Here is a 21872-nt window from a genome sequence, read left to right as displayed (position 1 = left end):
TCGAACGTTTGTTCGATAGAATGTCCGCATGGCTTCCTGGTCCGAATTCGCCGCCGACGAGCCCCGCCTCGCCGACGGGATCCGCCTTCTCATGCAGCAGTACGGGCCGGGCTTCGGCTACCTGGCCACCGTCCGCGCCGACGGCGGCCCCCGGGTGCACCCGGTCTCCCCGGTGATCACCGACGAGGGGCTCTTCTGCTTCGTCGTCGACTCGCCCAAGCGGCGCGACCTGGAGCGCGACGGCCGCTACGCGCTGCACTCCTTCCCGCCGGAGGAGAGCGACGACGAGGCCTACGTCGCCGGCCACGCCCAACCGGTGACCGATCCGGCCCGGGTCGCCCGGCTGGCCCGCAGCCACCGGGCCGCGCCGCAGGTCGACTGGCGGGTCTTCGAGTTCACCGTCGACGTGGCGATGCTGGCCCGCCGTGAGTCCGGCGTCGCGGGCGGCGCCGGCGAGGGGCACGGCCGGCCCGCCGTCCAGGTGTGGCTCGACCCCCGCGCGGCCGCCGGCGGCACCGCGCTCATGCCCGAGACCCGGTCGGGGTGCGCCGGCGACCACGCCGCCCGCCCCGCCGCCTGAGACGCGGTGCGGCGCCCTGGGCCGTCCCCCCTCCGGGGCGCCGCACCGTGACCCCCGCCCCCGTGTGCCCGGCCGCACAGACACCGGTGCCGGCCCCGTCGAGCGAGGCCGGCACCGGCGCGGTCGTACGGCGGAACTACGCCGCGCGGTACGCGTTCCAGGCGGTCAGCATGCGGCTGGCCTGCCCGGCGGTGAACTGGTACATGCAGGAGTCGTAGCTGTAGTCCATGAAGTTGGTGATCGGGTCGACGCCGGGCGCGGTGCAGGTGTCCCGACCGGTCGGGCAGCCCGAGGCCGGCGACGCCTCGGCCGCGGTGTCGCTGACGCTGTCGCCCGAGCCGGAGCAGCCGCCCTGGAAGGTGTGGTAGAGGTTCAGCCAGTGGCCGACCTCGTGGGTGCCCGTGTCGCCCTGGTTGTAGTTGGTGGCGGTGCCGCCCGGCAGCGACTCGCTCAGCACGACGACGCCGTCCATGCTGCTGAGCTTCCGGGTCGGGAAGGTCGCCCAGCCGAGCAGGCTGTCGCTCAGCTCGCCCAGGTAGATGTTGAGGGTGTTCTTGCCGCCCGTACGCAGCGAGGTCTTCATCGACCGCTCCGCCGAGGAACCCTGCACGATCGGGTACCAGGACGGGTTCGTCACCCGATTGATCTTCTGAAGCTGGAAGCTGAACGCGGTGGACGCGCCGCCGGTCGCCCCGCTGAACGACTGGTTCAGCACGCTGATCTGCGAGTTGATCATCGAGTCGGGGATATTGCCGCCGGCCCGGGTGCTGTTCTCCTGGATCACGTGCACCACCACGGGGATGGTGACGGTGGCGGCCATCGTGGAGGCGCCGGCGCCGGCGCGGAACCGCGCCCGCTCGCGCAGGGCGGCGGCCAGGTCGGCCTCGCGCTCGCGGGTCTCCGCGAGGGTCAGCTCGTTCGGCTCGTGCTTGGCACCGCCGCCGGGCTTGACGCGGGCGTCCGAGTGGACGTCGGCCGGCTCGACGCAGACCTCGCTCGGGGCGGCGGAGAAGGCCGAAGCGGCCGGCACGACGCCCACGGCGGCGGTGCTGAGCAGCAGCGCGAGGGTCGTCGACGCGACACCGGCCGTACGCCGGGTCAGCAGGTTGGGACGGAGTCCCATGGGCCCACCTCTTTCTGGCGGCGCGACAGGGGGTGTGTCACGCCGTGGCTGGAACGTTGGGCAGACGTTACAATCGATCGAGGTATTTGAGAACGCCCATATGTTGCCGCCGTGGAACTTTTTCCTGGCGGTACGCGTTCCATGATCGACGTACGGCGATGGGGGTGCGGCTCGCGGTCCCGGTTCGGACCGGGGCGCGCGGCTCGGGCTCGTCGGGTTGCACGACGAGGCGGCTCGTGGCTGGCGGTGGCGCGGCGAGTGGTGGGGCGGCTGGCGGTGGTGCGGCGGGCGGTGGCGCCACGCAATCTTGGTGAGTTCGGGCCCCTATGGGGGCCGTTTGCTGCCAAGATCGCGGCGCGGGTGGTGTCGGAGGGGTACCTGGGTGCACCGGCGTGACGACTCAGGTACAGTGGTGCCGCCTGCGGGTGTAGTTCAATGGCAGAACATCAGCTTCCCAAGCTGACAGTGCGGGTTCGATTCCCGTCACCCGCTCCATACGAAAGGCCCTGGTCAGGACGCGAGTTCCGGCCAGGGCCTTCGGCGTTCCAAGGCCAACGATCATGACGCGTGCCATCAGCCCCCGGTCATTCCCGGCCTGCTGGCGACCTCCGGTCGACATTGGACGGCCACGGCCACGGCGACGGCGAGATTCGCTAGCTCCCACCGCCAGCGTCCTCGATACTCACGACGTGATCGACAAAGACCCTCAGGCCCCGTGGCTGCCTCGCGTTCCTCACCCGGCTGACAGTGCGACGCTGCCTATCTACATGGTCATCTTCTTCTTCCTGGGTCTCGCCGGATTCGCCGCACACGGGCTGTCAGACGGCAGGGAAGCACTCGTCATTGCGGGCATCGTCTCGGGAGTGTTCTTCACGTGCTTCCTGATCCTGTTCGCGATCTACTGGACCGGATACCTACTGAAGGGACACGCCAGCTGGCAAGCCGAGCGCCAGGCTGAGTCCGATGGGCCATCCACGGGCCAGTAGCCAGAGGGCTGAGCGGGCACGGGCGGGTACGAGGCGCAACCAAACCGGCCACCGGCGTTTGCGCATCACGGCCGGTGGAGCCGCCCCTTCATGCGGACGGCACGGTCACCGCTTGCCGCCGGCCGGAGAGGCGGAGGGCCGCCGGGTGCGACGGTGCTGCCACAGCGCTCCGCCGAGAAACAGGACTCCCAGCCACAGATCCGGCCAGATGCTCCCTTCCGGCGCGAACACGCGGGCGTCCTTTGCCCAGTTCGACTCCTGAAGGTGAACCACCGTCATCGTTTCGCCGACCTCGGGAGATCCCTTCCAGGCCCAGAGATTCGTCTCGTCCCCTGAACTGACGCGTACCCGCACGAAGTCGCTACGGCCGCCGTGCCGCCCGTCCACGACCTCGGCCTGGGTGGTGACACCATTCGCGTTGAGGTAGAGCCCCTGACCGACGGTGAACAGGGCGAAGAGCAGCAGGAGTACGCCGGCGGCCGCTGCCAACCCCGTGCGCCATCTGCCCAGGCTGGGAGGCGGAGCCATGATCGGCTCGTAGCGGGGATGGGGAGGGGGCATGCGATGAGCATGCCAGGCAACAGCGGAGCGGGCCGCGGCCGTCAGGGCACCGGATCACCTTGCGGCTCGTCATGCGGACGGCTCCGCGGCCGTCCTCGGGGGTCTGACATGATCACGCCGTGCCCGACTCCGAGCCACCGAGGGCAGTTCGCCCGCTGGAGCCGCCTCCGCCGGCGGCGCGCACCGAACTGTCCACGCTGCTCGTGCTGCTGCTCACCTCGGTCGTGCTACTGGCGCTCTGTTTCGGCTGTGCTGCCTCCTGGCTGTACAACTGACCGAGGTCCGGCTCGTACACGTTGCACTCGGACTTGATCGCCAGCCCGACCGACGTGAACCCGGCGGACGACACCACCTCGTTCACCATCACGGCCAGCTGCACGGGTCCGATTTCCGTCTTCCGTTCCACGCCAAGGCCCTGACCAGGGCGGGAGCGCCGACTGTCGATTTCGACGCCCCTCGGGCGCGGGCCCGCTGTCGTACCGTGTGCCGGTGAACAGCCAGGATCGCAGTACGTACCTGGCCGCCGCCGCGGCCAACCTGACCTTCAACTCGCCGCTCAGCGAGGAGCGGGTGGCGGACCTGGTCCGGCGACTGGCCCCCACCGGGGCGGGTTGGCGAGCCCTGGACCTGGGCTGCGGCAACGGCGAGCTGCTCCTGCGGCTGTGCGCGGCCCACGGCATCGCCGGCGACGGGGTGGAGCGCGACGCCGAACGGGCCCGGCTGCGGGCGACGGAGCGGGGGGCCTCCGACCGGGTCACGTTCCACAGCGCTGACGCGGCCACCTGGGCCCGGCCCGCCCACCTCGTTGTCAACGTCGGGGCCGGCCACATCTGGGGCGACGCCGCGCGAGCCCTCGCCGCGCTGCACCGGCTCACCCTGCCCGGCGGCAAACTGCTGTTCGCGGACGGCTTCTACCAGGCCAGCCCCGGCGAACAGGTCCGCGAGACCTTCGGCGACATGCCCGACCTGGCCGGCCTGGCCCAGCTCGCCGTGGACGCGGGCTTCCGACCGCTGCACGTCGCCGTGTCCACCCTCGCCGAGTGGGACGACTTCGAGTCCGACTGGCGTGCGGGCATCGAACGCCTCGGCACGCCGGAGGCGCGCGCGTTCGCCGACGAGCGGCGCGTCGAATACCTCACCGGCTACCGCGACGTCGTCGGCTTCGGATGGCTGATCCTGACGCCGGCCTGAGCACCAGACCGCTCCGGCGACGTCGATGGTCCCGGGTGCGGGCCGGGGTCCGGGCTGGAGCCGCACCGGCCGGCCCCGACAACGGAGCCCGGGAAGCGGGGACCGCCGGTGGACCGCCGGCGGACGGTCCGGCGCTGCCCACGGTCCGGAGGGGTCGCCGCCTCAGGGTCTCCGCTCGTCGCCGGGCGCCGGGCGCGCGGCGAGGCGGTGCAGCCAGGCAAGGTCGGCGCGGTCCACGTCGCGCGGTTCGTAGCCGCTGTGGAACAGCAGCTGCTGGTTGACGGAGATGCAGTCGACCCGGCGACCGGCGATGGTGCCGGTGGTGAAGCAGCCCTTCGGCCAGCGGAAGCTGCCGCCGTCGAGGCCGGCCTGGTGGCCGTCGCCGGCCTCGTCGAACGTCAGCGGATGCAGGTCGACCCGCCCCCGCCCGTCGGCGGCGACCTCGACGCGGACCGGCCGCCAGTCGGTCTCGACGACGTAGCCGAGCCGGCCGAGAGCACTCAACGCCGCGGCTTCCTGCTCCGCGGCGATGGCCAGGTCCAGGTCGCGGTGCGTACGGGTCTGGTGTCCGACGAGCGCGTCGACGCCCCATCCGCCGCCGATCCAGGCCCGGCACCCGGCATCGGTGAGGGCGGCCAGGACGGCGTGGACCTCGTCGGCGTCCATGTGTGCGGTCACGACCACCGTTCTAACCCCTGCGGGCAGGGCGGGGCTACCCGAAATTCACGACCCAGCCGGACGGCGGCGAGATCGCAGGGCCACGCCGAGCATCGACGGCGACCAGGCACGCTTCCGCGGCACGACGAGCCGTTCAGGGCACCGTGGGCCCGGGGCGTCGCGGGAGGGCCGGGATCGGTCGTACGGTCCGCCTACGCTCTCGCCGTGATCCCGGACCTCTCCCAGTTGCTGAGTTTGCTACCGCCCGCGGCACTGCCGCCCGGCCGCATGGTGGAGCCGGAGGACGGCGGACCGCCGCCGTACTGGCTGAGCGACGCCCCCGCCGATCCGGGACTGTGGGCGCGGATGCGGGCGCTGCATCCGGAGTCCGGGCTGTGGCCGCTGCTGCTGAGCGGGTTGTCGAGCGACGAGAGCCGCCCGTGGGCCGACGGCGAGGTCCGTCCGGCCGACATGTCGTCGCCGGAGCGCCACGACGTGGCGGAACTGCTGGCCCGATGGTGGGCCGGCTGCACGACGGTCGACGAGGACGAGACGTCGGCCGCCAGGGCCCCGTACGGCCGGAACTGGCCCGGTCTCGTCAGGCCCGGCGATCTGACGGAGGCGCCCGACGTGCTCGCCGACGAGTGCGCGGAGTTCCTGGCGGACGGGCGGACGCGTCTCGGGCTCGTGCCGGCCACCCGCAGCGCGGACACCCTGGCCGTGGTGGGTTGGTCCGGCCCGACGAACCACACCGGCGACGCCGGGGAGATCTCGGCGGTGCTGCGCAGCTGGGAGGACCGGTTCGGCGTACGGGTGGTCGGCGTCGGCTTCGCCACCCTGAACCTCAGCGTCGCCGCGCCACCGACGTCCACCGGGCACGCCCTGGCGGTCGCGGCCGAGCACTTCGCCTTCTGCCCGGACAACGTCTGGCAGGGCGCCGGCTCGCTGACCGCCTATGCCGAGGAGCTTCTTGGCATGCACTCCTGGTCGTTCTGGTGGGACTGACGACGGTCGCCCCGCCGGATGATGCCCCGGCGGTCAGCCGACGGCGGTCGTCGGCAGTGGGCTGCGCCGGGGTACGGCGGCCAGCGCCAGCCCCAGCAGCGCGCTCGCCGCGCCCACCACGAACAGCAGTGAGGCCGCCGGCTGACCCAGCCACTCCCACAGCGGGTGCCACGTCGGGTGCGGCTCGGCGCGGTGGTGCCGGAGCAGGCTCGGGGCGGCCAGCAGTACGGGCGTCCACCAGAGGAACAGGGTGATCGCGAGCAGGACGGTGACCGCTCCCCGGGCGGGGTGCCCCGCCTCGGTGCGCCGGCTGGCCCACCCGAAGACCAGCCAGCCGAGGGCCGCTCCCAGCAGGCCGCCGGCGACGCCGGCCGGCAGCACGGCCGGCGGGGCCGTCCGGCTCAGGGCCAGCGACAGGTTGCTGCCGTCGGGCAAGGGCGGGGCGGCGACATGGAGTTGGAGGATCGTGTCGCCGCGCCGGGCGAGCAGGGTGGTGTCGGTGATCGTGACGACCGGGACGCACGCCTTGTCGACACAGCCCGGGTTGCTGTGGACCATCGGCTCGTACACCTGCCAGCCGGTCTCGCGCAGGCGCCGCTGCGCCAACGCGAGCGTCTCGTCGGCGGGCATCGGGGGTGTGCCGGCCGCGCCGGCCACGACGGCGCTCTGCTGGTATTCGCCGCCGTCGCCGAGCAGCAGGTTGTCGAGCGCCCGGACGGTGAGCGGCTGGCTGTAGAAGGCGAAGAACGCCGGCGCCAGGTCGACGTCGCCGAGGTCGTGACCGGGCAGCACGGCGGTTAAGACGGCGGCGGTCTCGGCCCGGTCGGGCTGCGGCGGAGAGGTCTCCCAGGCGGCCCGGGTGGCGAGCGCGGCGGTGAACAGGCCGCAGACGACGGCGGTGAGGGTGGCCCAGACGCCGACCGTGCGGCTGGCCGGTCGTCCCAGCCGGCAGCGCAGGCCGTGCCGGATCAGGTTGGCGGCCTCGCGCGGCGTCGGCCGGGTGCGGCCCGGCGGCGCCGCGTCCAGCAGGACCCCGACCATCTCGCCGGCCCGGGCCCGCCGGTAGGCGCGGGGGTGGCAGAACAGCAGCCGCCGGTAGCGGCGGGCGAGCGGGTCGCCGGTCGTCGGCATGACTGTCCTTCCGATCGGTACGCACACCGGGGGCGGTGCGGCAGACGGTGGTGCCAGAGCGTGGTGCGGGTGCGGCGGTGCGGTCGTGCTGCCCGGAAGCGGTGGTGCGGGTGCGGATGAGCGGGGCGTCAGGCGGTGCCGGGGTGGAGCGCGCGCAGCCGGGTCTCGGCGGCGGTGGCGAGTTGGCGCAGCCGGGCGGTCTCGACGTCCAGGGCGCCGATCCCGTCCGGGGTGAGTCGGTAGTAGCGGCGGAGCCGGCCGTCGACGGTCTCCTCGCGGTCGGGCGCGACGAGCCCCTGCGCGTGCAACCGGTCGAGCGCGGCGTAGAGGGTGCCCGGCAGCAGGGTGACGCGCTGCGCGGACAGGGCGGTGACCTCGCGGATGATGCCGTAGCCGTGCCGAGGGCCACCGGCGAGCGCGGTGAGGATCAGGAAGGTCGGCTCTCGCATCGCGGTCACGGGCGACACCATATTCAGATCATCGATATATGGTCAAGGTCCGTGCCGGCGGCGACGGCCTGTCCCGCCCCGCCCCCGCCGCGAGGCATAGGCTGGCGATCATGCGGATTGGCATCGTGATCCTTCCCGACCAGCGTTGGTCCGACTCGCGTCGCCGCTGGTCGCAGGCGGACGAGTGGGGCTTCGACCACGCCTGGACGTACGACCACCTGGGCTGGCGGGACCTGGTCGACGGGCCCTGGTTCGACTCCGTGACCACGCTGACGGCCGCCGCGACGGTGACCTCCCGGATCCGGCTCGGCACGCTGGTCGCCTCGCCGAACTTCCGCCACCCGGCGGCGTTCGCCCGCCAGGTCACCGCGCTCGACGACGTCTCCGGCGGGCGGCTGCTGCTCGGCCTCGGTGCCGGCGGCATCGGCTTCGACTCGGCCGTGCTGGGCGGGGAGACGCTGCCGCCGCGCCAGCGGGTGGACCGGTTCGCCGAGTTCACCGAGCTGCTCGACCTCATCCTGCGCGAGAACGGCACGACCTGGCGCGGGGAGTGGTTCACCGCCGTGGACGCGCGCAACGACCCGGGCTGCGTACAGACGCCCCGGGTGCCGTTCGTGGTGGCCGCCAACGGGCCCCGGTCGATGCGGCTGGTGGCGCGCTTCGGCCAGGGCTGGGTCACCACCGGGCCCACGGTGGACGACCTGGAGAGCTGGTGGGACGGGGTGGCCGAGGCCGCCGCCCGGATGGACACGACGCTCGCCGCGGCGGGCCGCGACCCGGGCACCCTGGACCGCTACCTCTCGCTCGACTCCGCGCCGGTCTTCTCGCTGCGCAGCGCCGACTTCTTCGCCGACCAGGTCGGCCGGGCCGCCACCCTCGGCTTCACCGACGTGGTCACCCACTGGCCCCGGGCCAGCAGTTGGTACGCCGGCGACGAGGCCGTCCTGGCGGACGTCGCCACCCGCCTGCTGCCCGAGCTGCGTCGCGCCTGACCGGGCGCCTACCTGGCGCAGGTGGTGCCGGAGGCGTCAGCCCGGCCGGCCGACGGACGCGTCGAGCCGACGCGCTCAGGTGCCGAGGTCTCCGGTGGTGATCCCGCCGTCGCCGCCGGAGACCAACCGGAACCGGATGCAGACGACCTCGCTGTCGTCGGTGACGGGGGTGCCCACGCGCGCCCAGTAGGCGGCGTGACCGGCGCGCCACTCCTCGATGGAACGGTCGCCCTCCCCTTCGGAGCGGGCGAAGTCCCACGGCACGTCCGCGAAGCGGACCACCTCGACGCCGGTGACCTCCACGACGCCGACCAGCGCGTCCTCGTCGTCGACGAGGGCCAGCCGCTCGCCGGCGTGCTCCAGCTCCTCGCCCTCCTCGGCGTACTCGGTGGTCAGCCCGGCGGTCGCCGTCTTCACCCCGGCGAGCACCAGGGTGTTGAGCCGCGTCCGCAGCTCGCCGGGGGTGCCGAGGGCGAGGGTGCGCAGTCCACCGATCCGAGGCCACATCCTGCCGACGGTACCGCCGCCGTCGATCACCGTCGTGGCATTTCCGCCCCCACGGTCGGTGCGGTGGGCGCTACGGTGGGTGGGGCGACGATCGGGAGGTGGCATGGCGGACAGGCGCGCGGTGCTCATCCCCGGCCGGGGCTACGACACCCGGTTCCCGCTCTTCGTCTACGCAGGCGAGGCGCTGCGCCGCGTCGGCTACGCCCTGCACGCCGTCTCGTGGGAGGTGCCGGAGCGGTTCGCCCCTGACCGGGAGGGGCCGGGGCCGGCCATCGAATGGGTGATCGGGCAGGTCGCCCCGACCCTCGCCGAGCCGACGCACCTGCTGGTCGGCAAGTCGCTCGGCTCGATGGCCACGCCGCTCGCGGCCGACCGCGGGCTGCCGGCCGTCTGGCTCACCCCGCTGCTCCACGTGCCCGCCGTGGTCGACGGCCTGCGCCGCGCCACCGCGCCGTTCCTGCTGGTGGGCGGCACGGCGGACCCGTCCTGGGACGGCTCGCTCGCCCGCCGGCTCACCCCGCACGTGGTGGAGATCGAGGGGGCCGACCACGCGCTGATGGTGCCGGGCCCGCTGGCCCGCTCGGCGGAGGCGCTCGGCCGGGTCTGCACGGCCGTCGAGACGTTCGTTCAGATCAGCTGACCGGCATAGCCGGCGGCGGCGAGCACCCGCTCGTCGCCGCTCGCCGCGTGCGCCTCCAGGACCGCGTCGGCCAGCTTGACCACGTGCGCGTCGCCGTGCCGCGCGGCCCGGGCGAAGACCTCCGCCGGATCGCCGGCGGCCACCGCCGGTGGCGCGGCCGGCTGCGGTGGGGCGTACACCGAGGTCACGGCCGCCGTCGCGGACCAGGCCGCAGCGACAGGTCGGCACCGTCCACGAGCCCTCGGACGCGCAGCTCGGCGGCGACCGCCGGGGGGCAGTCGAGTACGACCGTGGCGGTGCCGACCGGTTCCGCACCCCGCGCGGCGCAGATCTCGTAGAGCGCGCGGACCTGCGCCCCGGTCGCCACCCAGTCGTCCACAACCAGCACCCGGTCGCCCCTTTCGAGCCCGTGGTCGCGGACGGCCAGGTCGACCCGTCGGCCCCGGAAGTCCGGGGGGCTCTGCGCCCAGGTGAGCGGCCCGGCGGGCAGCCGGCCGTCGCCCGGCTTATGGGCCGGCACGAAGCCGACCCCGAGCGCCGTCGCGGCGAGCGGGCCGAGCAGGTAGCCGGTGACCGCCGGCGAGATCACCACCGTGGGCCGGGCGGCGCGGAACGGCGCCACGAGGGCCGGCCCCAGCCGGGCGAGGACATCCGGGTCCCGCCACCAGCCGGAGACGTCGCTGACCAGGTGGGTGGCGCCGGGGCCGGGATCGATCCACCTGACCAGCGCGGCGAGGCGTCCGCTCAGCTCGGAAGGCATGGGCCCATCCTGCGCCACGGGAGCCACCCGGGCGGCTCGGCCCTCGCCCCGCATCCGGGTGCGGGGCGCCGGGCCGCCCCGCACCCGGGCCGCCCGGCCCACGTCGGGTCGGATGATCGGCTACACGTATCGCTGCAATTGCGGTCATACCACCATGATCACGTTGACTTCGGATGTGCTTCTCTCGTTACGGTCCGACCCGATTTGCTCGTATGACGAAAGGACCGCACCGGTGACTGGCAGGCACTCCCGTACCCGCATGTTCTCCTCGCCGGCCGGCATCGCGGCCACCGCGGCGGTCGGGGTCGCCCTCGCCGTCGGCGGCACCGTCGGCGCCGTCCAGCTGACCTCGGGCGCGGAGCCCGCCCGGCCGGCCGCGGTCGACCTCGCGCCCACCGACCTGCCGACCCCGGCGGCCCCCACCTCGCCGGCCGCCCCGCCAACCGTTACGCCGAGCGCCAGCGCGTCGCCGAGCGCGACCGCCAGCCCCAAGGCCAGCCGGTCCGCCCAGGCCCCCTCCCGGAGCAAGCCGCGCACCGCCGCGCCGAAGCCCACCGCGACGAAGAAGAGCAGCACCGCCCGCCCGGTCGTCGACAGCGGCTCGTGCGGCGCCTCGTTCTACTCCGAGGGGCAGCTCACCGCCAACGGCGAGAACTTCGATCCGTCCGCGCTGACCGCCGCCCACAAGACCCTGCCGTTCGACACGAGGGTCCGGGTCACCAACCCGGCGAACGGCAAGTCCGTGACGGTGCGCGTCAACGACCGTGGCCCGTTCATCGAGGGGCGCTGCCTGGACCTGTCCCGCGCCGCGTTCGCCGAGATCGCCTCGCTCGACGCCGGTCACGTGGAGGTCCGCTACGAGGTGCTCGGCTGAGCGCGGGCCGGTTGGCGATCGGCCCGGTGACACGATCCGGGTGGGCAGAACATGCTCGCCCGACGGGCCAGGTTCATTCACCCGCTCACGTCCATCAGGCATGCTGTCCCTCGTACGCACGCGACCCTTCCAGTCGGGCCCCGGCCCACTGAGCCCCGGATCCCGCGCCGGCCTCGGCGCGGCCTTCGTCCTGCTCGCGATCGTCTCGGCCGTGGAGTTGGCCGACGGCCGTCCGGCGAACTACATCGCGCTCATGGTGGCCGCGCCGTTCCTGACGGCCGCGCTGGCGTCGTGGCGGATCGTGCTCGGCGTGGGCCTGGCCGCCACGGCCCTGGGGGCCGGCTTCGCCCTCTGGGAGGAGACCGTGGCGCTGCCCACCACGGTCGCCGTCGCGGGCATCGCACTGGGCACCGCCATCGCGGTCGCCACCGCGGCCGTACGGCAGCGGCAGGCCGAGCGGATCGCCGAGCTGTCCCGGTTGGCCTCGGTCGCCCAGCAGGCCGTGCTGCGCCCGCTCGGTCCACAGGTCGGTTCGCTCTCGGTGGCCGCCCGGTACATCTCGTCCACCGCCACTGCCGAGATCGGCGGCGACCTGTACGAGGCGGTCGACACGCCGTACGGGGTGCGGATGATCATCGGCGACGTGCGCGGCAAGGGCCTCGACGCGGTACGGCTGGCCAGCATCGTGCTCGGTTCGTACCGGCACGTGGCGTACGAGCGGGCGGACCTGCGGGCCGTCGTGACCGACCTGGACCGGGCGGTGGCCCGGAGCGTGGGCGACGAGGACTTCGTCACCGCCGCACTGGTCGAGGAGCGGGGTGGGACGCTCACCATCGTCAACTGCGGCCACCCGCCGCCGCTGCTGCTGCGCCGGGGCGCCGTCATCCCGCTCGAACCGCCGGCCCCTGCCCCGCCGCTGGGCTTCATGCCGGTGGTACGCCCCCGGGTCGAGCGGCTGGAGCCCGGCGACCGGCTGCTGCTCTTCACCGACGGGCTCGGTGAGGCGCGCCGGGACGGGGAGTTCTTCCCGACCGCCGACCGGGCCTGGCGGCTGCTCGGCCACGGCACCGTCGGCGACGGGCTCGCCTCGCTGGAGACGGCCCTGGTCGAGTGGGTGCACGGCCGGCTCGACGACGACATCGCCCTCGTCCTGATGGAGTACACGGGCTCGCGCGGCCCCGCCACGGTCGCCGTGCCGAGCTGGGAAGTCGGCGCGGCCGAGAGCTGAGCCGGCGGGCTCGGCGCCCCCTTCCGCAACCCGAACGGGAAGTGTGTAATCGCCGTCACTTCGGTGATCGGCTTGTCGCTGCCTACCCATCGGTAATACAGTCTGGGTTACTGATCGGTAACACCTGTCCGGAAGCGGGGCCAGCGAGCATGACCCACTACAAGAGCAACCTTCGGGACCTCGAGTTCAACCTCTTCGAGGTCTTCGGGGCGGACCAGGCGTTCAGCCAGGAGCCGTACACGGACCTGGACGTCGACACCGCACGCGACATCCTCGCCGAGGTCGACCGCCTCGCCCGTGAGGATCTGGCCGCCAGCTACACGGACAGCGACCGCAACCCGCCGGTCTTCGACCCGGCCACGCACACCGCGCCGCTGCCGGAGTCGTTCAAGAAGTCGTACCGGGCGTTCATGAACTCCGAGTTCTGGCGCCTGGAGCTCCCGACGGAGCTGGACGGCAGCAACGCGCCCCGGGCGCTCGTGTGGTCCCTCGCCGAGCTGATTCTCGGCGCCAACGCCGCCGTGTGGATGTACTCCTCCGGCCCGTCCTTCGCGCACGTGCTGCACGTCGAGGGCACCGAGCAGCAGAAGCGGTGGGCGAAGCTCTTCGCCGACAAGCAGTGGGGCTCCACGATGGTGCTCACCGAGCCGGACGCCGGCTCGGACGTGGGCGCCGGCCGGGCCCGCGCCGTCCCGCAGCCCGACGGCTCCTGGCACATCGAGGGCGTGAAGCGCTTCATCACGTCCGCCGAGCACGACCTGAGCGACAACATCATCCACTACGTGCTGGCCCGTCCGGTCGGCGTCGAGGGTGTCGGTGGCCCGGGCACCAAGGGCCTCTCCCTCTTCGTGGTGCCGAAGTACCACTTCGACGAGAACACCGGTGAGCTGGGCGAGCGCAACGGCGTCTTCGCCACCAACGTCGAGCACAAGATGGGCCTGAAGGTCTCGAACACCTGCGAGGTGACCTTCGGCGAGCACGGCGTACCGGCCAAGGGCTGGCTGCTGGGCGAGAAGCACGACGGCATCCGGCAGATGTTCATGATCATCGAGAACGCCCGGATGATGGTCGGCACCAAGGCCATCGCCACCCTCTCGACCGGCTACCTGAACGCCCTGGAGTACGCCAAGAGCCGGGTGCAGGGCGCCGACCTGACCCAGATGGCGGACAAGACCGCGCCGCGCGTCACGATCACCCACCACCCGGACGTGCGCCGCTCGCTGCTGCTGCAGAAGGCGTACGCCGAGGGCCTGCGCGCCCTGGTCTGCTACACCGCCACCTGGCAGGACAAGGTCGCCATCGCCGAGGCGGCGGGCGACGAGAAGGCGACCAAGCTCGCCAAGCGGGTCAACGACCTGCTGCTCCCGCTGGTCAAGGGCGTCGGTTCGGAGCGGGCGTACGAGCTGCTCGGCCACGAGTCGCTGCAGACCTTCGGTGGCTCCGGCTTCCTCCAGGACTACCCCCTGGAGCAGTACGTCCGGGACGCGAAGATCGACACGCTCTACGAGGGCACGACGGCGATCCAGAGCCTCGACCTCATCTTCCGGAAGATCGTCCGGGACAACGGCAAGGCCCTGATGGCGGTCGCCGGCGAGATCCAGGAGTTCATCGCCACCGAGGCCGGCAACGGTCAGCTCAAGGAGGAGCGGCAGGCGCTGGGCAAGGCGCTCGCCGAGATCCAGAACATGCTGGGCGTGATGACCGGCTGGCTGGGCGAGGCGCAGGGCGGCGACACCCGGGCGCTCTACAAGGTCGGCCTGAGCAGCCGCCGCTTCCTGCTGGCGATCGGCGACCTGGTCGTCGGTTGGCTGCTCCAGAAGCAGGCCGACGTGGCCCTGAAGGCCCTGGCCGGCGAGGTCTCCGCCGCCGACAAGGCGTTCTACACCGGCAAGGTGGCCGCCGCCCGGTTCTTCGCCCGCGAGGTGCTGCCCCGCATCGGCGCCGACCGACGGATCGTCGAGAGCACCGACCTGGACGTCATGGACCTCCCGGAGGAGGCCTTCTGAGGCACGCCGTGACGCGCCACGGCGCGGCGGCAGAGCCGGGGACGCCCCGGCGATGATCGGCACGACGGCCGGCGGGCAACAGCTCGCCGGCCGTCGTCGTCCATCCCGCCGGACCCGAGACCGCGCCGGACGTCGCCAGTGGTGCCGTCGGAGGCGCGTGAGCCCACCCCGGGCGCGGTGCTCGCCGTTTACCTGCCCTTGCCGAGATCCCGCTCGTCGCAGCCGGATCCGGTCGTCGCGCGTCCGTGGGCCCCGCCGAGGGCCACGAACGAGCGCAGTCCCCGCAGCTTCCGACCTTCGCCCGAGGGGTCCCGCTGCCTCGGACCCTCGAACGAACGGGTTCCGCTGCCTCCGCCGGCGGCCGGCGCCCTGCGGCGTTCCGGCACGCCAGGGTCAAGCCGATCGCGCAGCGTCACGGACGCGCCGCTCCCGCGACCCATCCTCACCGCCCTTTGCTCTGCATCCATGGACGCAACAGCAACTCTGGGTGCCTGTTGCGTCGGTGGATGCAGAGCAAAGCGTCTGCGGAGGGGTGCCGGTGGGAGCGCCTGTTCGCGACAATCGGCCCGTATTCAGGGGCGGTGTCCGTTTGGTGAGTGGTGGCATCGAGTGGCGTTAGCTACCCGGAGTAACGACGCGGATTTCTCGGGCGCAGTTACCGTGCGCAGCCGTGGCGGTGCAACCGGGCCGGCCGAGAAGAGCGGTGGCCGCCCGTAGCAGTGTGCCTCCGGCGGCTATTCGGGGACGCCATCCGGGTAGCCGGGCGGTGTGGCGGGTAACCGTCGCGAGGCCACGTCAGAGAACGCCCAGAGCCACCGCACGGGGGAGTGCAGCGCACATGGGCATTGGTAGCGGAATCTTTCTGATCGCCATCGGCGCGATCCTGACCTTCGCCATCAGAGCCAACGTCTGGTGGGTCGACCTGCGCGCGGTCGGCTGGGTGTTCATCCTGGCCGGGCTGGGCGTCCTGCTCACCACGCTCTGGTTCTGGCAGGACCGGCGCAAACGGGCGCGGACTCTGATCGTCGAGGAGAACCGGCTCTCGCACCCGACCGCGATGATGCCACCGCCGCCCGATCCGCCGCCGCCGACGGCGCCGCCGTCCTGAGCCACCGCCCTGAGCCGCGGCCTGACGGCACCGCCCCCTGAGTCGCGGCCTGACGGCAGCATCGTCCTGAGCCACCCGCCACGCACCGGCGGGTGGCTCAGCCGCGTGCGGTGTGCCGATCCGTGATCGGTGCCCTGCCCGGGCCGAGCTGCGGCCAGTCGACGTCGGCCCGGTGCACCACCACGTCGCTGGTGCGCATGCCGTCCTGGTCCGCCCGTTCCGGATCGAGCAGCGCCGAGAGCAGCGAGATGCCCGGGTTGTGCGCGATCAGCAGCACCGTACGGGCGCTCGGGTCCACGCCCCGGACCAGCGTCAGCAGGTCCTCCGGGTGCGCCTCGTACGCGTCGGCCTCGTAGCGCACGACGGGGGCGGGGCCCGCCGAGCCGCCCTCCGGCGGGGATCCGGTCATGCCCATCGCCACGCTGTGCCAGGTCTCCCGCGTGCGCCGGGCGGCCGAGCAGATGACCACGTCCGGCAGCAGGTCGTGCTTGGCCAGCCAGGCGCCGGCCGCGGCCGCGTCGGCCTGGCCCCGTACGGCCAGGGGGCGCTGCACGTCCGGCACCACCTCCCCGGGCGGCTCGGCCTTGGCGTGCCGGAGCAGCACCAGCGTGCGTCCCCGGGCGGAAGCGTCCGTCATGTCCTCAGCTTGCCCGATTGGCGATCAGAGCGCCTGGGTAAGTCGATGGATGCCGCAACCTCACCGATGGCCGCGGCGGAAGGAAACGCCAGGTGACAGCCGAGGAGGCGACGAGATGGGCTTTGGTGGCAGTATCTTCCTGATCGCGTTGGGTGCGATCTTCGCGTTCGCCGTGGAGGCGGATCTCGGCTGGCTCAACCTGGCCGTGGTCGGCTGGGTGCTGATGCTGGCCGGCGTGGCCGGCCTGCTGCTCACCCTCCACTTCTGGAACTCGCGCCGCCGGGCCGTGGTCGCCCCGGTGCGCGGTGAGCGCGTGGTCGCCGAGCAGGTCGTGCCGGTGCAGGACGACCGGGTCGTGGAGGAGTACCGCGAGGTGCGTCGGCCGCGCCGTACCGTCTGACGTCAGAAAAACGATCTTTCCGGGGGCTCTGCCGCGCGGCGGGGCCCCCGGTGCGTGTCCGTCAGGCGAAGAGAGCGAAGTAGATGGCGATGTGGTGGCAGAGCGCGGCCACGAGCGTGCAGGCGTGGAAGAACTCGTGGTGGCCGAAGACGGTGGGCCAGGGGTTGGGCCGGCGGAGCGCGTAGCAGACCGCGCCGACGCTGTAGATCGCGCCGCCCACGCTGAGCAGCACCAGCGCCGTGACGCCGCCCTGGTGCAGGATGTCGGGCAGCATCGCGACCGAGACCCAGCCGAGCGCCAGGTAGAGCGGCGCGGAGACCCAGCGCGGGGCGTGCGGCCAGACCAGCTTGAGCGCCACGCCCGCGAGCGCGCCGCCCCAGACCAGCGCCAGCATGATCGTGGCCGGCCGGGGTTCCAGCAGCAGTACGCAGAACGGGGTGTAGGTGCCGGCGATGAACACGAAGATCATCGAATGGTCCATCCGGCGCATGATCTGGTAGCCACGCTCGGACCACACCCGCCGGTGGTAGAGCGCGCTGGTGCCGAAGAGCCCGCACACCGTCACGCTGTAGATGAGGCAACTGACCAGCGGGGCCCAGCCGGGCCGGGTGGCGGCGATCGCGCTGAGCACGATGCCGCAGAGGAGGGCGACGAAGAACGCGTACGTGTGCAGCCAGCCGCGCATCCGGGGCTTACCGATGTCGACCGGCTTCAGTCGAAGCGGTGCGGAGGTGGTCACGCCCTTAGGTTACGACACCGTAGGTTACTTTCAAGTAGTGCGTCCGGTCACGTGGGACGGCGGTCGACCGACCCTGGTGCCGTGCGCCGGTCGGGGAGTATGGCGGGATGCGGATCCGACCCGTCGGCGCACACGCCCTGCTGATCGACTGTGCCGACGCCGACCAGGTGGAGGCGTGGCGGGCCGAGCTGTGGCGGCGGCGCGAACGCGGCGAGCTGACGGCCGTCGAGATAGTGCCGGCGGCCACCACCGTCCTGCTCGACGGCGTACCGGATCCGACCACGACGGCCGCGCGGATCGCCGCCTGGCCGCCAGAACCGACCGCCCCCGGCAGGTCGGCGGCGGGCGCGGGCACGCCCGCAGCCGCCGCCGACCTGGTCGAGGTTCCGGTGACGTACGACGGGGAGGACCTGCCACTCGTCGCCGAGCACTGGGGCGTGGACGTGCCGGCGGTGGTCGACCGGTTGCGGCGTACCCCGTTCCGGGTGGCCTTCTGTGGCTTCGCCCCCGGGTTCGCCTACCTCACCGGGCTGCCCGCCGAACTCGCGGTGCCCCGGCTCCCCACCCCGCGCTCCCGGGTGCCGGCCGGCTCGGTCGCCCTGGCCGGCCCGTACGCCGGGATCTATCCGGCGGCCTCGCCCGGCGGCTGGCTGCTGGTCGGGCGCACCGCGATGGCCCTCTTCGACGTGCACGCCGACCCGCCGGCCCGGCTCACCCCGGGCACCCGGGTACGCCTGGTGTCCGCGTGACCCCGGCGGTCGAGGTGCTCCGCGCCGGCGCGCTGACCACCGTGCAGGACCTGGGACGGGTCGGCTGGGCACACCTGGGCGTACCCCGGTCGGGGGCGCTCGACCCGGCGGCGCTGCGGCTGGCCAACCGGCTCGTCGGCAACCCGGAGTCCGCCGCCGGCCTGGAGATCACGATGACCGGCTGCGAACTGCGGTTCCGCCGCGCGACGGCGGTCGCGGTCACCGGTGCCGGTGCCGCTGTCCGGGTCGGCGATCGCCCCGGTGACGTGGGTCGGCCGCTGTCGGTGCCGGCGGGCGCCGTGCTGCGGATCGGCCCGCCCCGCGACGGCCTGCGCAACTGGCTCGCGGTCGGCGGCGGGCTCGCCGTCGAACCCGTGCTCGGCAGCCGCGCCACCGACACCCTCTCCGGGCTCGGCCCGCCGCCACTGCGCGACGGCGACCGGCTGCCCCTGGGCGCGCCGACCGGACCGCCCGCCCCGGTGGACGTCACCGTCGCGGCGCCCACCCCGACCGAACTGCGGCTGACCCTGAGGCTCGGCCCCCGCGACGACTGGTTCACCTCGGCCGCGCTGGACCATCTGTTCGGCAGCGCGTACACGGTGAGCCCGGTCAGCAACCGGGTCGGCGCGCGACTCACCGGCGCGGCGCTGCCCCGCGCGGTGGCCGGGGAACTGCCCAGCGAGGGCATCGTGCTCGGCGCGGTGCAGGTGCCGGCGGACGGCCAACCGTTGATCTTCCTCGCCGACCATCCGACCACCGGCGGGTACCCCGTCGTCGGGGTGGTGGACGACGTGACCCCGCTCGCGCAGGCCCGGCCAGAGACTACGGTCAGGTTCCATGGACCTCAACGCTGACCTCGGCGAGGGATTCGGCATCTGGCGACTCGGCGACGACGCCGCGCTGCTGGACCTCGTCACCTCCGCCAACGTCGCCTGCGGCTTCCACGCCGGCGACGCGTCCACCATGCGCCGGGTCTGCGAGGGCGCCGCCGAGCGCGGGGTGGCCGTCGGCGCGCAGGTCGGCTACCGGGACCTCGCCGGCTTCGGCCGGCGGCACATCGCGTACGCCTTCGCGGAGCTGCGCGACGAGGTCACCTACCAGCTCGGGGCCCTGGAGGCGTTCTGCCGGCTGTTCCGCACCCGGGTCCGCTACCTGAAGCCGCACGGGGCGCTCTACCACGCCGCCGCCTGCGACGAGGCCCAGGCGGCGGCGCTGGTCGCGGCGGTCGGCGACTACGACGACCAGCTGCCGCTGCTCTGCCCGCCCGGCTCGGTCCTCGCGCAGCTCGCCGCCGGCGCCGGGCTGCGGGTGGTCGCCGAGGGCTTCGCCGACCGGGGCTACCTGCCCAACGGTTCGCTGGTGCCGCGCACCGCCCCCGGCGCGCTGGTTACCGACCCGGAGGAGGTGGCCGCCCGGGCCGTGCGGATGGCCACCGAGCGGACCGTGGTCGCGGTCGACGGCAGCGTCGTCCCGTGCCCGGTCGAGTCGATCTGCCTGCACGGCGACACCCCCGGCGCGGTCCGCTGCGCCGAACTGGTGCGGGCCGCCCTGATCGACGCCGGCGTCACCCCCACCCCGTTCGCGTGAGAGAAAAGGGCCCCTCCCGCGAGGGAGGGGCCCTTCCCGACGCCGACTGCGACCGGCGTCAGGCGTCGTCCAGGCCGCGCAGCACCAGCGGAAGCCGGGCGGCGCCGCCGTCGACCACCCGGACCGGGACGCCCCAGTCCTGCCGGGTCAGGTGACAGGCCGCGTGCTCGACGTCGGCGTCGCAGGTCGCCGCCTGGGCGGTCACCTGGAGCACCCCGCCGGCCACCGTGCCGTCGACCACCAGCCGGCGGGACAGCTCCGTGCCGGTCCCCGCCCCCTCCAGCAACAGCCCCGGCGGCGACGCCGAGACCACCAGTCGCGTCGACGGGCCGTACGTCTCGTCGAGCTTCTGCCCCGGGGCGGGCGTGAAGATCACGTCCAGGGTCACCTCGCCGGCCGCCACGTCGGTGGGCTTGCGTTCGGTGCGGTGCCGGGGACCGTCGACGGTGCTCGCGCCGGCCGCCGAGAGTGCGCCGGGCGCCAGCCGGGTCAGCCGGTGCGCGGCGGACTCCACCACCAGGACCTCGCCGGACGGGGTGAGCACCAGGTCGCTCGGCTCGGCGAGCCCGTCGGCGACCGTCGAGACCCGGTCGCTCGCCGGGTCGAAGCGGCGGACCGCCCCGTTGTACGTGTCGGCCACCAGCACCGAGCCGTCCGGCAGCGCCAACACCCCCAACGGGTGCTGGAGCAGGGCCTCCGACGCAGGCCCGTCGACGTGCCCGAAGTCGAAGAGCCCCTGCCCGACGGCGGTGCCCATGACGTCGTTCTCGACGTACCGGATCGCGCTGGTCTCGCTGTCGGCCACCCAGAGCCGGGTGCCGTCGGCGGAGACGGAGAGGCCGGACGGCTGCGCCATCCACGCCTCGGCCAGCGGACCGTCGCGCAGGGCCTCGACGGTGGTGCCCGCGTACATGCCGGCGGTGCGTTTCACCGGGTCGAACCACCAGAGCTGGTGGATGCCGGCCATCGCGACGACGACCTTGTCGTCGTACCAGGCCAGGTCCCAGGGGGAGGAGAGGTCGACGGAGAGCGCGTCGTGCGAGTGGTCGTCGACCGTGGAACGCCACTGCCGGCCGGTGCCGGCGACCGTCACCACCTCGCCGTCCGCCAGCCGTACGCCGCGCAGCAGGTGGTTGACCGTGTCGGCGACGACGAGGTCGTAGCCGGCCACCTCGGCGGTGTGCGCCGGCAGCAGGCACAGCCCCTGCGGCTCGGAGAAGGTGGCCGCCCCGGCCGGACCGTCGACCCGGCCCCGGGTGCCCGCGCCGATCCGCCGGACCAGCGTCTCGCCGTCGGGGGCCAGCTCCGCCAGCGAGTGCCGGGCCGAGTCGGACACCAGCACGTTGCCGTTCTCCAGCAGCACCGCCTTGCCCGGGAAGCGCAGGGTGGTCTGCGGCTCGGCGGGCGGGACGTACGGGCCGTCGCCCCGGTGCAGGGTGCCCTTCGCCTCGTGGGTGGCGATCAGGTCGTCGATGAGGCGGGCGAGCCCTTCGGCGTGACCCTCGCCGGCCATCGTCGCCACCACGTAGCCCTCGGGGTCGATCACCGACAGGGTGGGCCAGGCGCGGGCGGCGTACTGCTGCCACATCTCCAGCTCGGGGTCGTCGAGCACCGGGTGGTGGACGCCGTACCGCTCCACGGCGGCGGCCAGCGCGTCCGGGTCCTTCTCGTGCTCGAACTTCGGCGAGTGCACGCCGATCACGACGAGCACGTCGCCGTACTTCTCCTCCAGCGGGCGCAGCTCGTCGAGCACGTGCAGGCAGTTGATGCAGCAGAAGGTCCAGAAGTCGGCGATCACGATCTTGCCCCGCAGATCGGACAGCTTCAGCTCTCGCCCACCCGTGTTGAGCCACTGCCGGCCCCGCAGCTCGGGGGCACGTACGCGCGGTGTCGTTCCCATGTCCGCCAGCCTGCCATGTCGGGCTCGCACCACGTCGAACCCGTGACCCGGACGACAGCGGC

26 protein-coding genes and 1 tRNA gene are annotated in these 21872 nt (G+C 73.3%); 15 read left to right on the top strand and 12 right to left on the bottom strand.

Annotated elements, in window-relative coordinates; genetic code table 11:
* Positions 1–28: 28 nt before the first annotated feature.
* Entirely contained in the window at positions 29–580 is a 552-nt protein-coding gene (locus tag DER29_RS11350) for a pyridoxamine 5'-phosphate oxidase family protein (RefSeq protein ID WP_121397318.1), read from the top strand.
* A 136-nt stretch (positions 581–716) separates the two neighbouring features.
* Here the strand turns inward: DER29_RS11350 and DER29_RS11345 are convergent, their stop codons facing one another.
* Complete coding sequence (locus tag DER29_RS11345) at positions 717–1703, bottom strand: zinc metalloprotease (RefSeq protein WP_121397317.1); 987 nt, start codon at positions 1701–1703, stop codon at positions 717–719.
* A gap of 421 nt (positions 1704–2124) precedes the next feature.
* Between DER29_RS11345 and DER29_RS11340 the strand changes: the two genes are divergently transcribed.
* Positions 2125–2198: transfer RNA gene (locus DER29_RS11340), tRNA-Gly, on the top strand.
* 194 nt (positions 2199–2392) lie between these two features.
* Positions 2393–2689, top strand: a complete 297-nt coding sequence (locus tag DER29_RS11335) for a hypothetical protein (RefSeq protein WP_121397316.1) — start codon at positions 2393–2395, stop codon at positions 2687–2689.
* 105 nt (positions 2690–2794) lie between these two features.
* On the opposite strand, the gene DER29_RS11330 is transcribed toward DER29_RS11335, so the two are convergent.
* Both DER29_RS11330 and DER29_RS11325 read right to left on the bottom strand, forming a co-directional pair.
* Positions 2795–3178, bottom strand: a complete 384-nt coding sequence (locus tag DER29_RS11330; protein WP_148710006.1) for a hypothetical protein — start codon at positions 3176–3178, stop codon at positions 2795–2797.
* Between the two features lie 184 nt (positions 3179–3362).
* Positions 3363–3656, bottom strand: coding sequence for a hypothetical protein (locus DER29_RS11325; protein ID WP_148710005.1), 294 nt, complete (start codon positions 3654–3656; stop codon positions 3363–3365).
* An 83-nt stretch (positions 3657–3739) separates the two neighbouring features.
* Between DER29_RS11325 and DER29_RS11320 the strand changes: the two genes are divergently transcribed.
* The gene (locus DER29_RS11320; protein ID WP_158619001.1) at positions 3740–4441 is read left to right on the top strand and encodes a cyclopropane-fatty-acyl-phospholipid synthase family protein; all 702 of its coding nucleotides are present in this window, start codon (positions 3740–3742) and stop codon (positions 4439–4441) included.
* Between the two features lie 162 nt (positions 4442–4603).
* On the opposite strand, the gene DER29_RS11315 is transcribed toward DER29_RS11320, so the two are convergent.
* Entirely contained in the window at positions 4604–5119 is a 516-nt protein-coding gene (locus DER29_RS11315; RefSeq protein ID WP_199729221.1) for a nucleotidyltransferase domain-containing protein, read from the bottom strand.
* Between the two features lie 204 nt (positions 5120–5323).
* Between DER29_RS11315 and DER29_RS11310 the strand changes: the two genes are divergently transcribed.
* Positions 5324–6103: a DUF4253 domain-containing protein gene (locus DER29_RS11310; RefSeq protein WP_199729219.1), complete on the top strand. Its 780-nt coding sequence runs from the start codon at positions 5324–5326 to the stop codon at positions 6101–6103.
* Positions 6104–6136: 33 nt separating this feature from the next.
* Here the strand turns inward: DER29_RS11310 and DER29_RS11305 are convergent, their stop codons facing one another.
* Both DER29_RS11305 and DER29_RS11300 read right to left on the bottom strand, forming a co-directional pair.
* Positions 6137–7234 carry a hypothetical protein gene (locus DER29_RS11305; RefSeq protein WP_121397310.1) on the bottom strand — a complete coding sequence of 366 codons (1098 nt, stop codon included), beginning with the start codon at positions 7232–7234 and terminating at the stop codon, positions 6137–6139.
* Positions 7235–7362: 128 nt separating this feature from the next.
* Positions 7363–7683, bottom strand: coding sequence for a PadR family transcriptional regulator (locus DER29_RS11300; protein WP_121399146.1), 321 nt, complete (start codon positions 7681–7683; stop codon positions 7363–7365).
* Between the two features lie 110 nt (positions 7684–7793).
* Here DER29_RS11300 and DER29_RS11295 point away from each other — a divergent pair, with 110 nt between their 5' ends.
* Positions 7794–8675, top strand: coding sequence for an LLM class flavin-dependent oxidoreductase (locus DER29_RS11295; RefSeq protein WP_121399145.1), 882 nt, complete (start codon positions 7794–7796; stop codon positions 8673–8675).
* 75 nt (positions 8676–8750) lie between these two features.
* Here the strand turns inward: DER29_RS11295 and DER29_RS11290 are convergent, their stop codons facing one another.
* A complete protein-coding gene (locus DER29_RS11290; RefSeq protein ID WP_121399144.1) occupies positions 8751–9182 on the bottom strand; it encodes an ASCH domain-containing protein in 432 nt (143 codons plus the stop codon).
* A gap of 103 nt (positions 9183–9285) precedes the next feature.
* On the opposite strand from DER29_RS11290, the gene DER29_RS11285 reads away from it, so the two are divergent.
* The gene (locus tag DER29_RS11285) at positions 9286–9822 is read left to right on the top strand and encodes an alpha/beta hydrolase (RefSeq protein WP_121397309.1); all 537 of its coding nucleotides are present in this window, start codon (positions 9286–9288) and stop codon (positions 9820–9822) included.
* Here the strand turns inward: DER29_RS11285 and DER29_RS11280 are convergent.
* Entirely contained in the window at positions 9810–10001 is a 192-nt protein-coding gene (locus DER29_RS11280; protein ID WP_199729217.1) for a hypothetical protein, read from the bottom strand. The two genes, DER29_RS11285 and DER29_RS11280, sit on opposite strands and share 13 nt — an antisense overlap.
* Before the next feature lie 5 nt (positions 10002–10006).
* A complete protein-coding gene (locus DER29_RS11275; RefSeq protein ID WP_121397308.1) occupies positions 10007–10582 on the bottom strand; it encodes a phosphoribosyltransferase family protein in 576 nt (191 codons plus the stop codon).
* Positions 10583–10814: 232 nt separating this feature from the next.
* Between DER29_RS11275 and DER29_RS11270 the strand changes: the two genes are divergently transcribed.
* From DER29_RS11270 to DER29_RS11255, 4 genes are all read left to right on the top strand, one after another.
* Entirely contained in the window at positions 10815–11456 is a 642-nt protein-coding gene (locus DER29_RS11270) for a septal ring lytic transglycosylase RlpA family protein (RefSeq protein WP_199729215.1), read from the top strand.
* 100 nt (positions 11457–11556) lie between these two features.
* Positions 11557–12684 carry a PP2C family protein-serine/threonine phosphatase gene (locus DER29_RS11265; RefSeq protein ID WP_121397306.1) on the top strand — a complete coding sequence of 376 codons (1128 nt, stop codon included), beginning with the start codon at positions 11557–11559 and terminating at the stop codon, positions 12682–12684.
* Between the two features lie 149 nt (positions 12685–12833).
* Positions 12834–14690 (top strand): acyl-CoA dehydrogenase, encoded by a 1857-nt coding sequence (locus DER29_RS11260; RefSeq protein WP_121397305.1) that lies wholly within the window; start codon positions 12834–12836, stop codon positions 14688–14690.
* An 838-nt stretch (positions 14691–15528) separates the two neighbouring features.
* Positions 15529–15798, top strand: coding sequence for a DUF6458 family protein (locus DER29_RS11255; RefSeq protein ID WP_013730795.1), 270 nt, complete (start codon positions 15529–15531; stop codon positions 15796–15798).
* Between the two features lie 97 nt (positions 15799–15895).
* On the opposite strand, the gene DER29_RS11250 is transcribed toward DER29_RS11255, so the two are convergent.
* Positions 15896–16435: a histidine phosphatase family protein gene (locus tag DER29_RS11250; RefSeq protein ID WP_121397304.1), complete on the bottom strand. Its 540-nt coding sequence runs from the start codon at positions 16433–16435 to the stop codon at positions 15896–15898.
* 115 nt (positions 16436–16550) lie between these two features.
* On the opposite strand from DER29_RS11250, the gene DER29_RS11245 reads away from it, so the two are divergent.
* Positions 16551–16835, top strand: a complete 285-nt coding sequence (locus DER29_RS11245) for a DUF6458 family protein (RefSeq protein WP_089002696.1) — start codon at positions 16551–16553, stop codon at positions 16833–16835.
* A 61-nt stretch (positions 16836–16896) separates the two neighbouring features.
* Here DER29_RS11245 and DER29_RS11240 read toward each other — a convergent pair whose 3' ends face one another.
* The gene (locus DER29_RS11240) at positions 16897–17574 is read right to left on the bottom strand and encodes a hemolysin III family protein (protein ID WP_121397303.1); all 678 of its coding nucleotides are present in this window, start codon (positions 17572–17574) and stop codon (positions 16897–16899) included.
* Positions 17575–17681: 107 nt separating this feature from the next.
* Between DER29_RS11240 and DER29_RS11235 the strand changes: the two genes are divergently transcribed.
* The 3 genes from DER29_RS11235 to DER29_RS11225 are packed head-to-tail and all read left to right on the top strand — an operon-like array spanning position 17682 to position 19910.
* Positions 17682–18323: an allophanate hydrolase subunit 1 gene (locus DER29_RS11235; protein ID WP_121397302.1), complete on the top strand. Its 642-nt coding sequence runs from the start codon at positions 17682–17684 to the stop codon at positions 18321–18323.
* Positions 18320–19177, top strand: a complete 858-nt coding sequence (locus DER29_RS11230) for a biotin-dependent carboxyltransferase family protein (RefSeq protein ID WP_121397301.1) — start codon at positions 18320–18322, stop codon at positions 19175–19177. The genes DER29_RS11235 and DER29_RS11230 overlap by 4 nt, the downstream gene beginning before the upstream one ends.
* Entirely contained in the window at positions 19161–19910 is a 750-nt protein-coding gene (locus tag DER29_RS11225; protein ID WP_121397300.1) for a LamB/YcsF family protein, read from the top strand. Before DER29_RS11230 ends, DER29_RS11225 begins: the two co-directional genes overlap by 17 nt.
* A gap of 58 nt (positions 19911–19968) precedes the next feature.
* On the opposite strand, the gene DER29_RS11220 is transcribed toward DER29_RS11225, so the two are convergent.
* Positions 19969–21810, bottom strand: a complete 1842-nt coding sequence (locus tag DER29_RS11220; RefSeq protein WP_121397299.1) for an NHL domain-containing thioredoxin family protein — start codon at positions 21808–21810, stop codon at positions 19969–19971.
* Positions 21811–21872: the final 62 nt, after the last annotated feature.

Origin of the sequence: Micromonospora sp. M71_S20 (genome assembly GCF_003664255.1) — a bacterium.
Taxonomy (GTDB): Bacteria; Actinomycetota; Actinomycetes; order Mycobacteriales; family Micromonosporaceae; genus Micromonospora.
Note: the sequence above shows the minus strand (reverse complement) of the source record. Positions and strands in the feature narration are given on the sequence as shown.

Excerpts from the sequence above, each read along its gene's own strand:
- DER29_RS11290 (WP_121399144.1), bottom strand. The coding sequence starts at position 9,182 with ATGTGGCCTCGGATCGGTGGACTGCGCACCCTCGCCCTCGGCACCCCC.
- DER29_RS11305 (WP_121397310.1), bottom strand. The coding sequence starts at position 7,234 with ATGCCGACGACCGGCGACCCGCTCGCCCGCCGCTACCGGCGGCTGCTG.
- DER29_RS11300 (WP_121399146.1), bottom strand. The coding sequence starts at position 7,683 with ATGCGAGAGCCGACCTTCCTGATCCTCACCGCGCTCGCCGGTGGCCCT.
- DER29_RS11265 (WP_121397306.1), top strand. The coding sequence starts at position 11,557 with ATGCTGTCCCTCGTACGCACGCGACCCTTCCAGTCGGGCCCCGGCCCA.
- DER29_RS11285 (WP_121397309.1), top strand. The coding sequence starts at position 9,286 with ATGGCGGACAGGCGCGCGGTGCTCATCCCCGGCCGGGGCTACGACACC.
- DER29_RS11275 (WP_121397308.1), bottom strand. The coding sequence starts at position 10,582 with ATGCCTTCCGAGCTGAGCGGACGCCTCGCCGCGCTGGTCAGGTGGATC.
- DER29_RS11235 (WP_121397302.1), top strand. The coding sequence starts at position 17,682 with ATGCGGATCCGACCCGTCGGCGCACACGCCCTGCTGATCGACTGTGCC.
- DER29_RS11245 (WP_089002696.1), top strand. The coding sequence starts at position 16,551 with ATGGGCTTTGGTGGCAGTATCTTCCTGATCGCGTTGGGTGCGATCTTC.
- DER29_RS11345 (WP_121397317.1), bottom strand. The coding sequence starts at position 1,703 with ATGGGACTCCGTCCCAACCTGCTGACCCGGCGTACGGCCGGTGTCGCG.
- DER29_RS11250 (WP_121397304.1), bottom strand. The coding sequence starts at position 16,435 with ATGACGGACGCTTCCGCCCGGGGACGCACGCTGGTGCTGCTCCGGCAC.
- DER29_RS11350 (WP_121397318.1), top strand. The coding sequence starts at position 29 with ATGGCTTCCTGGTCCGAATTCGCCGCCGACGAGCCCCGCCTCGCCGAC.
- DER29_RS11255 (WP_013730795.1), top strand. The coding sequence starts at position 15,529 with ATGGGCATTGGTAGCGGAATCTTTCTGATCGCCATCGGCGCGATCCTG.
- DER29_RS11260 (WP_121397305.1), top strand. The coding sequence starts at position 12,834 with ATGACCCACTACAAGAGCAACCTTCGGGACCTCGAGTTCAACCTCTTC.
- DER29_RS11220 (WP_121397299.1), bottom strand. The coding sequence starts at position 21,810 with ATGGGAACGACACCGCGCGTACGTGCCCCCGAGCTGCGGGGCCGGCAG.
- DER29_RS11225 (WP_121397300.1), top strand. The coding sequence starts at position 19,161 with ATGGACCTCAACGCTGACCTCGGCGAGGGATTCGGCATCTGGCGACTC.
- DER29_RS11295 (WP_121399145.1), top strand. The coding sequence starts at position 7,794 with ATGCGGATTGGCATCGTGATCCTTCCCGACCAGCGTTGGTCCGACTCG.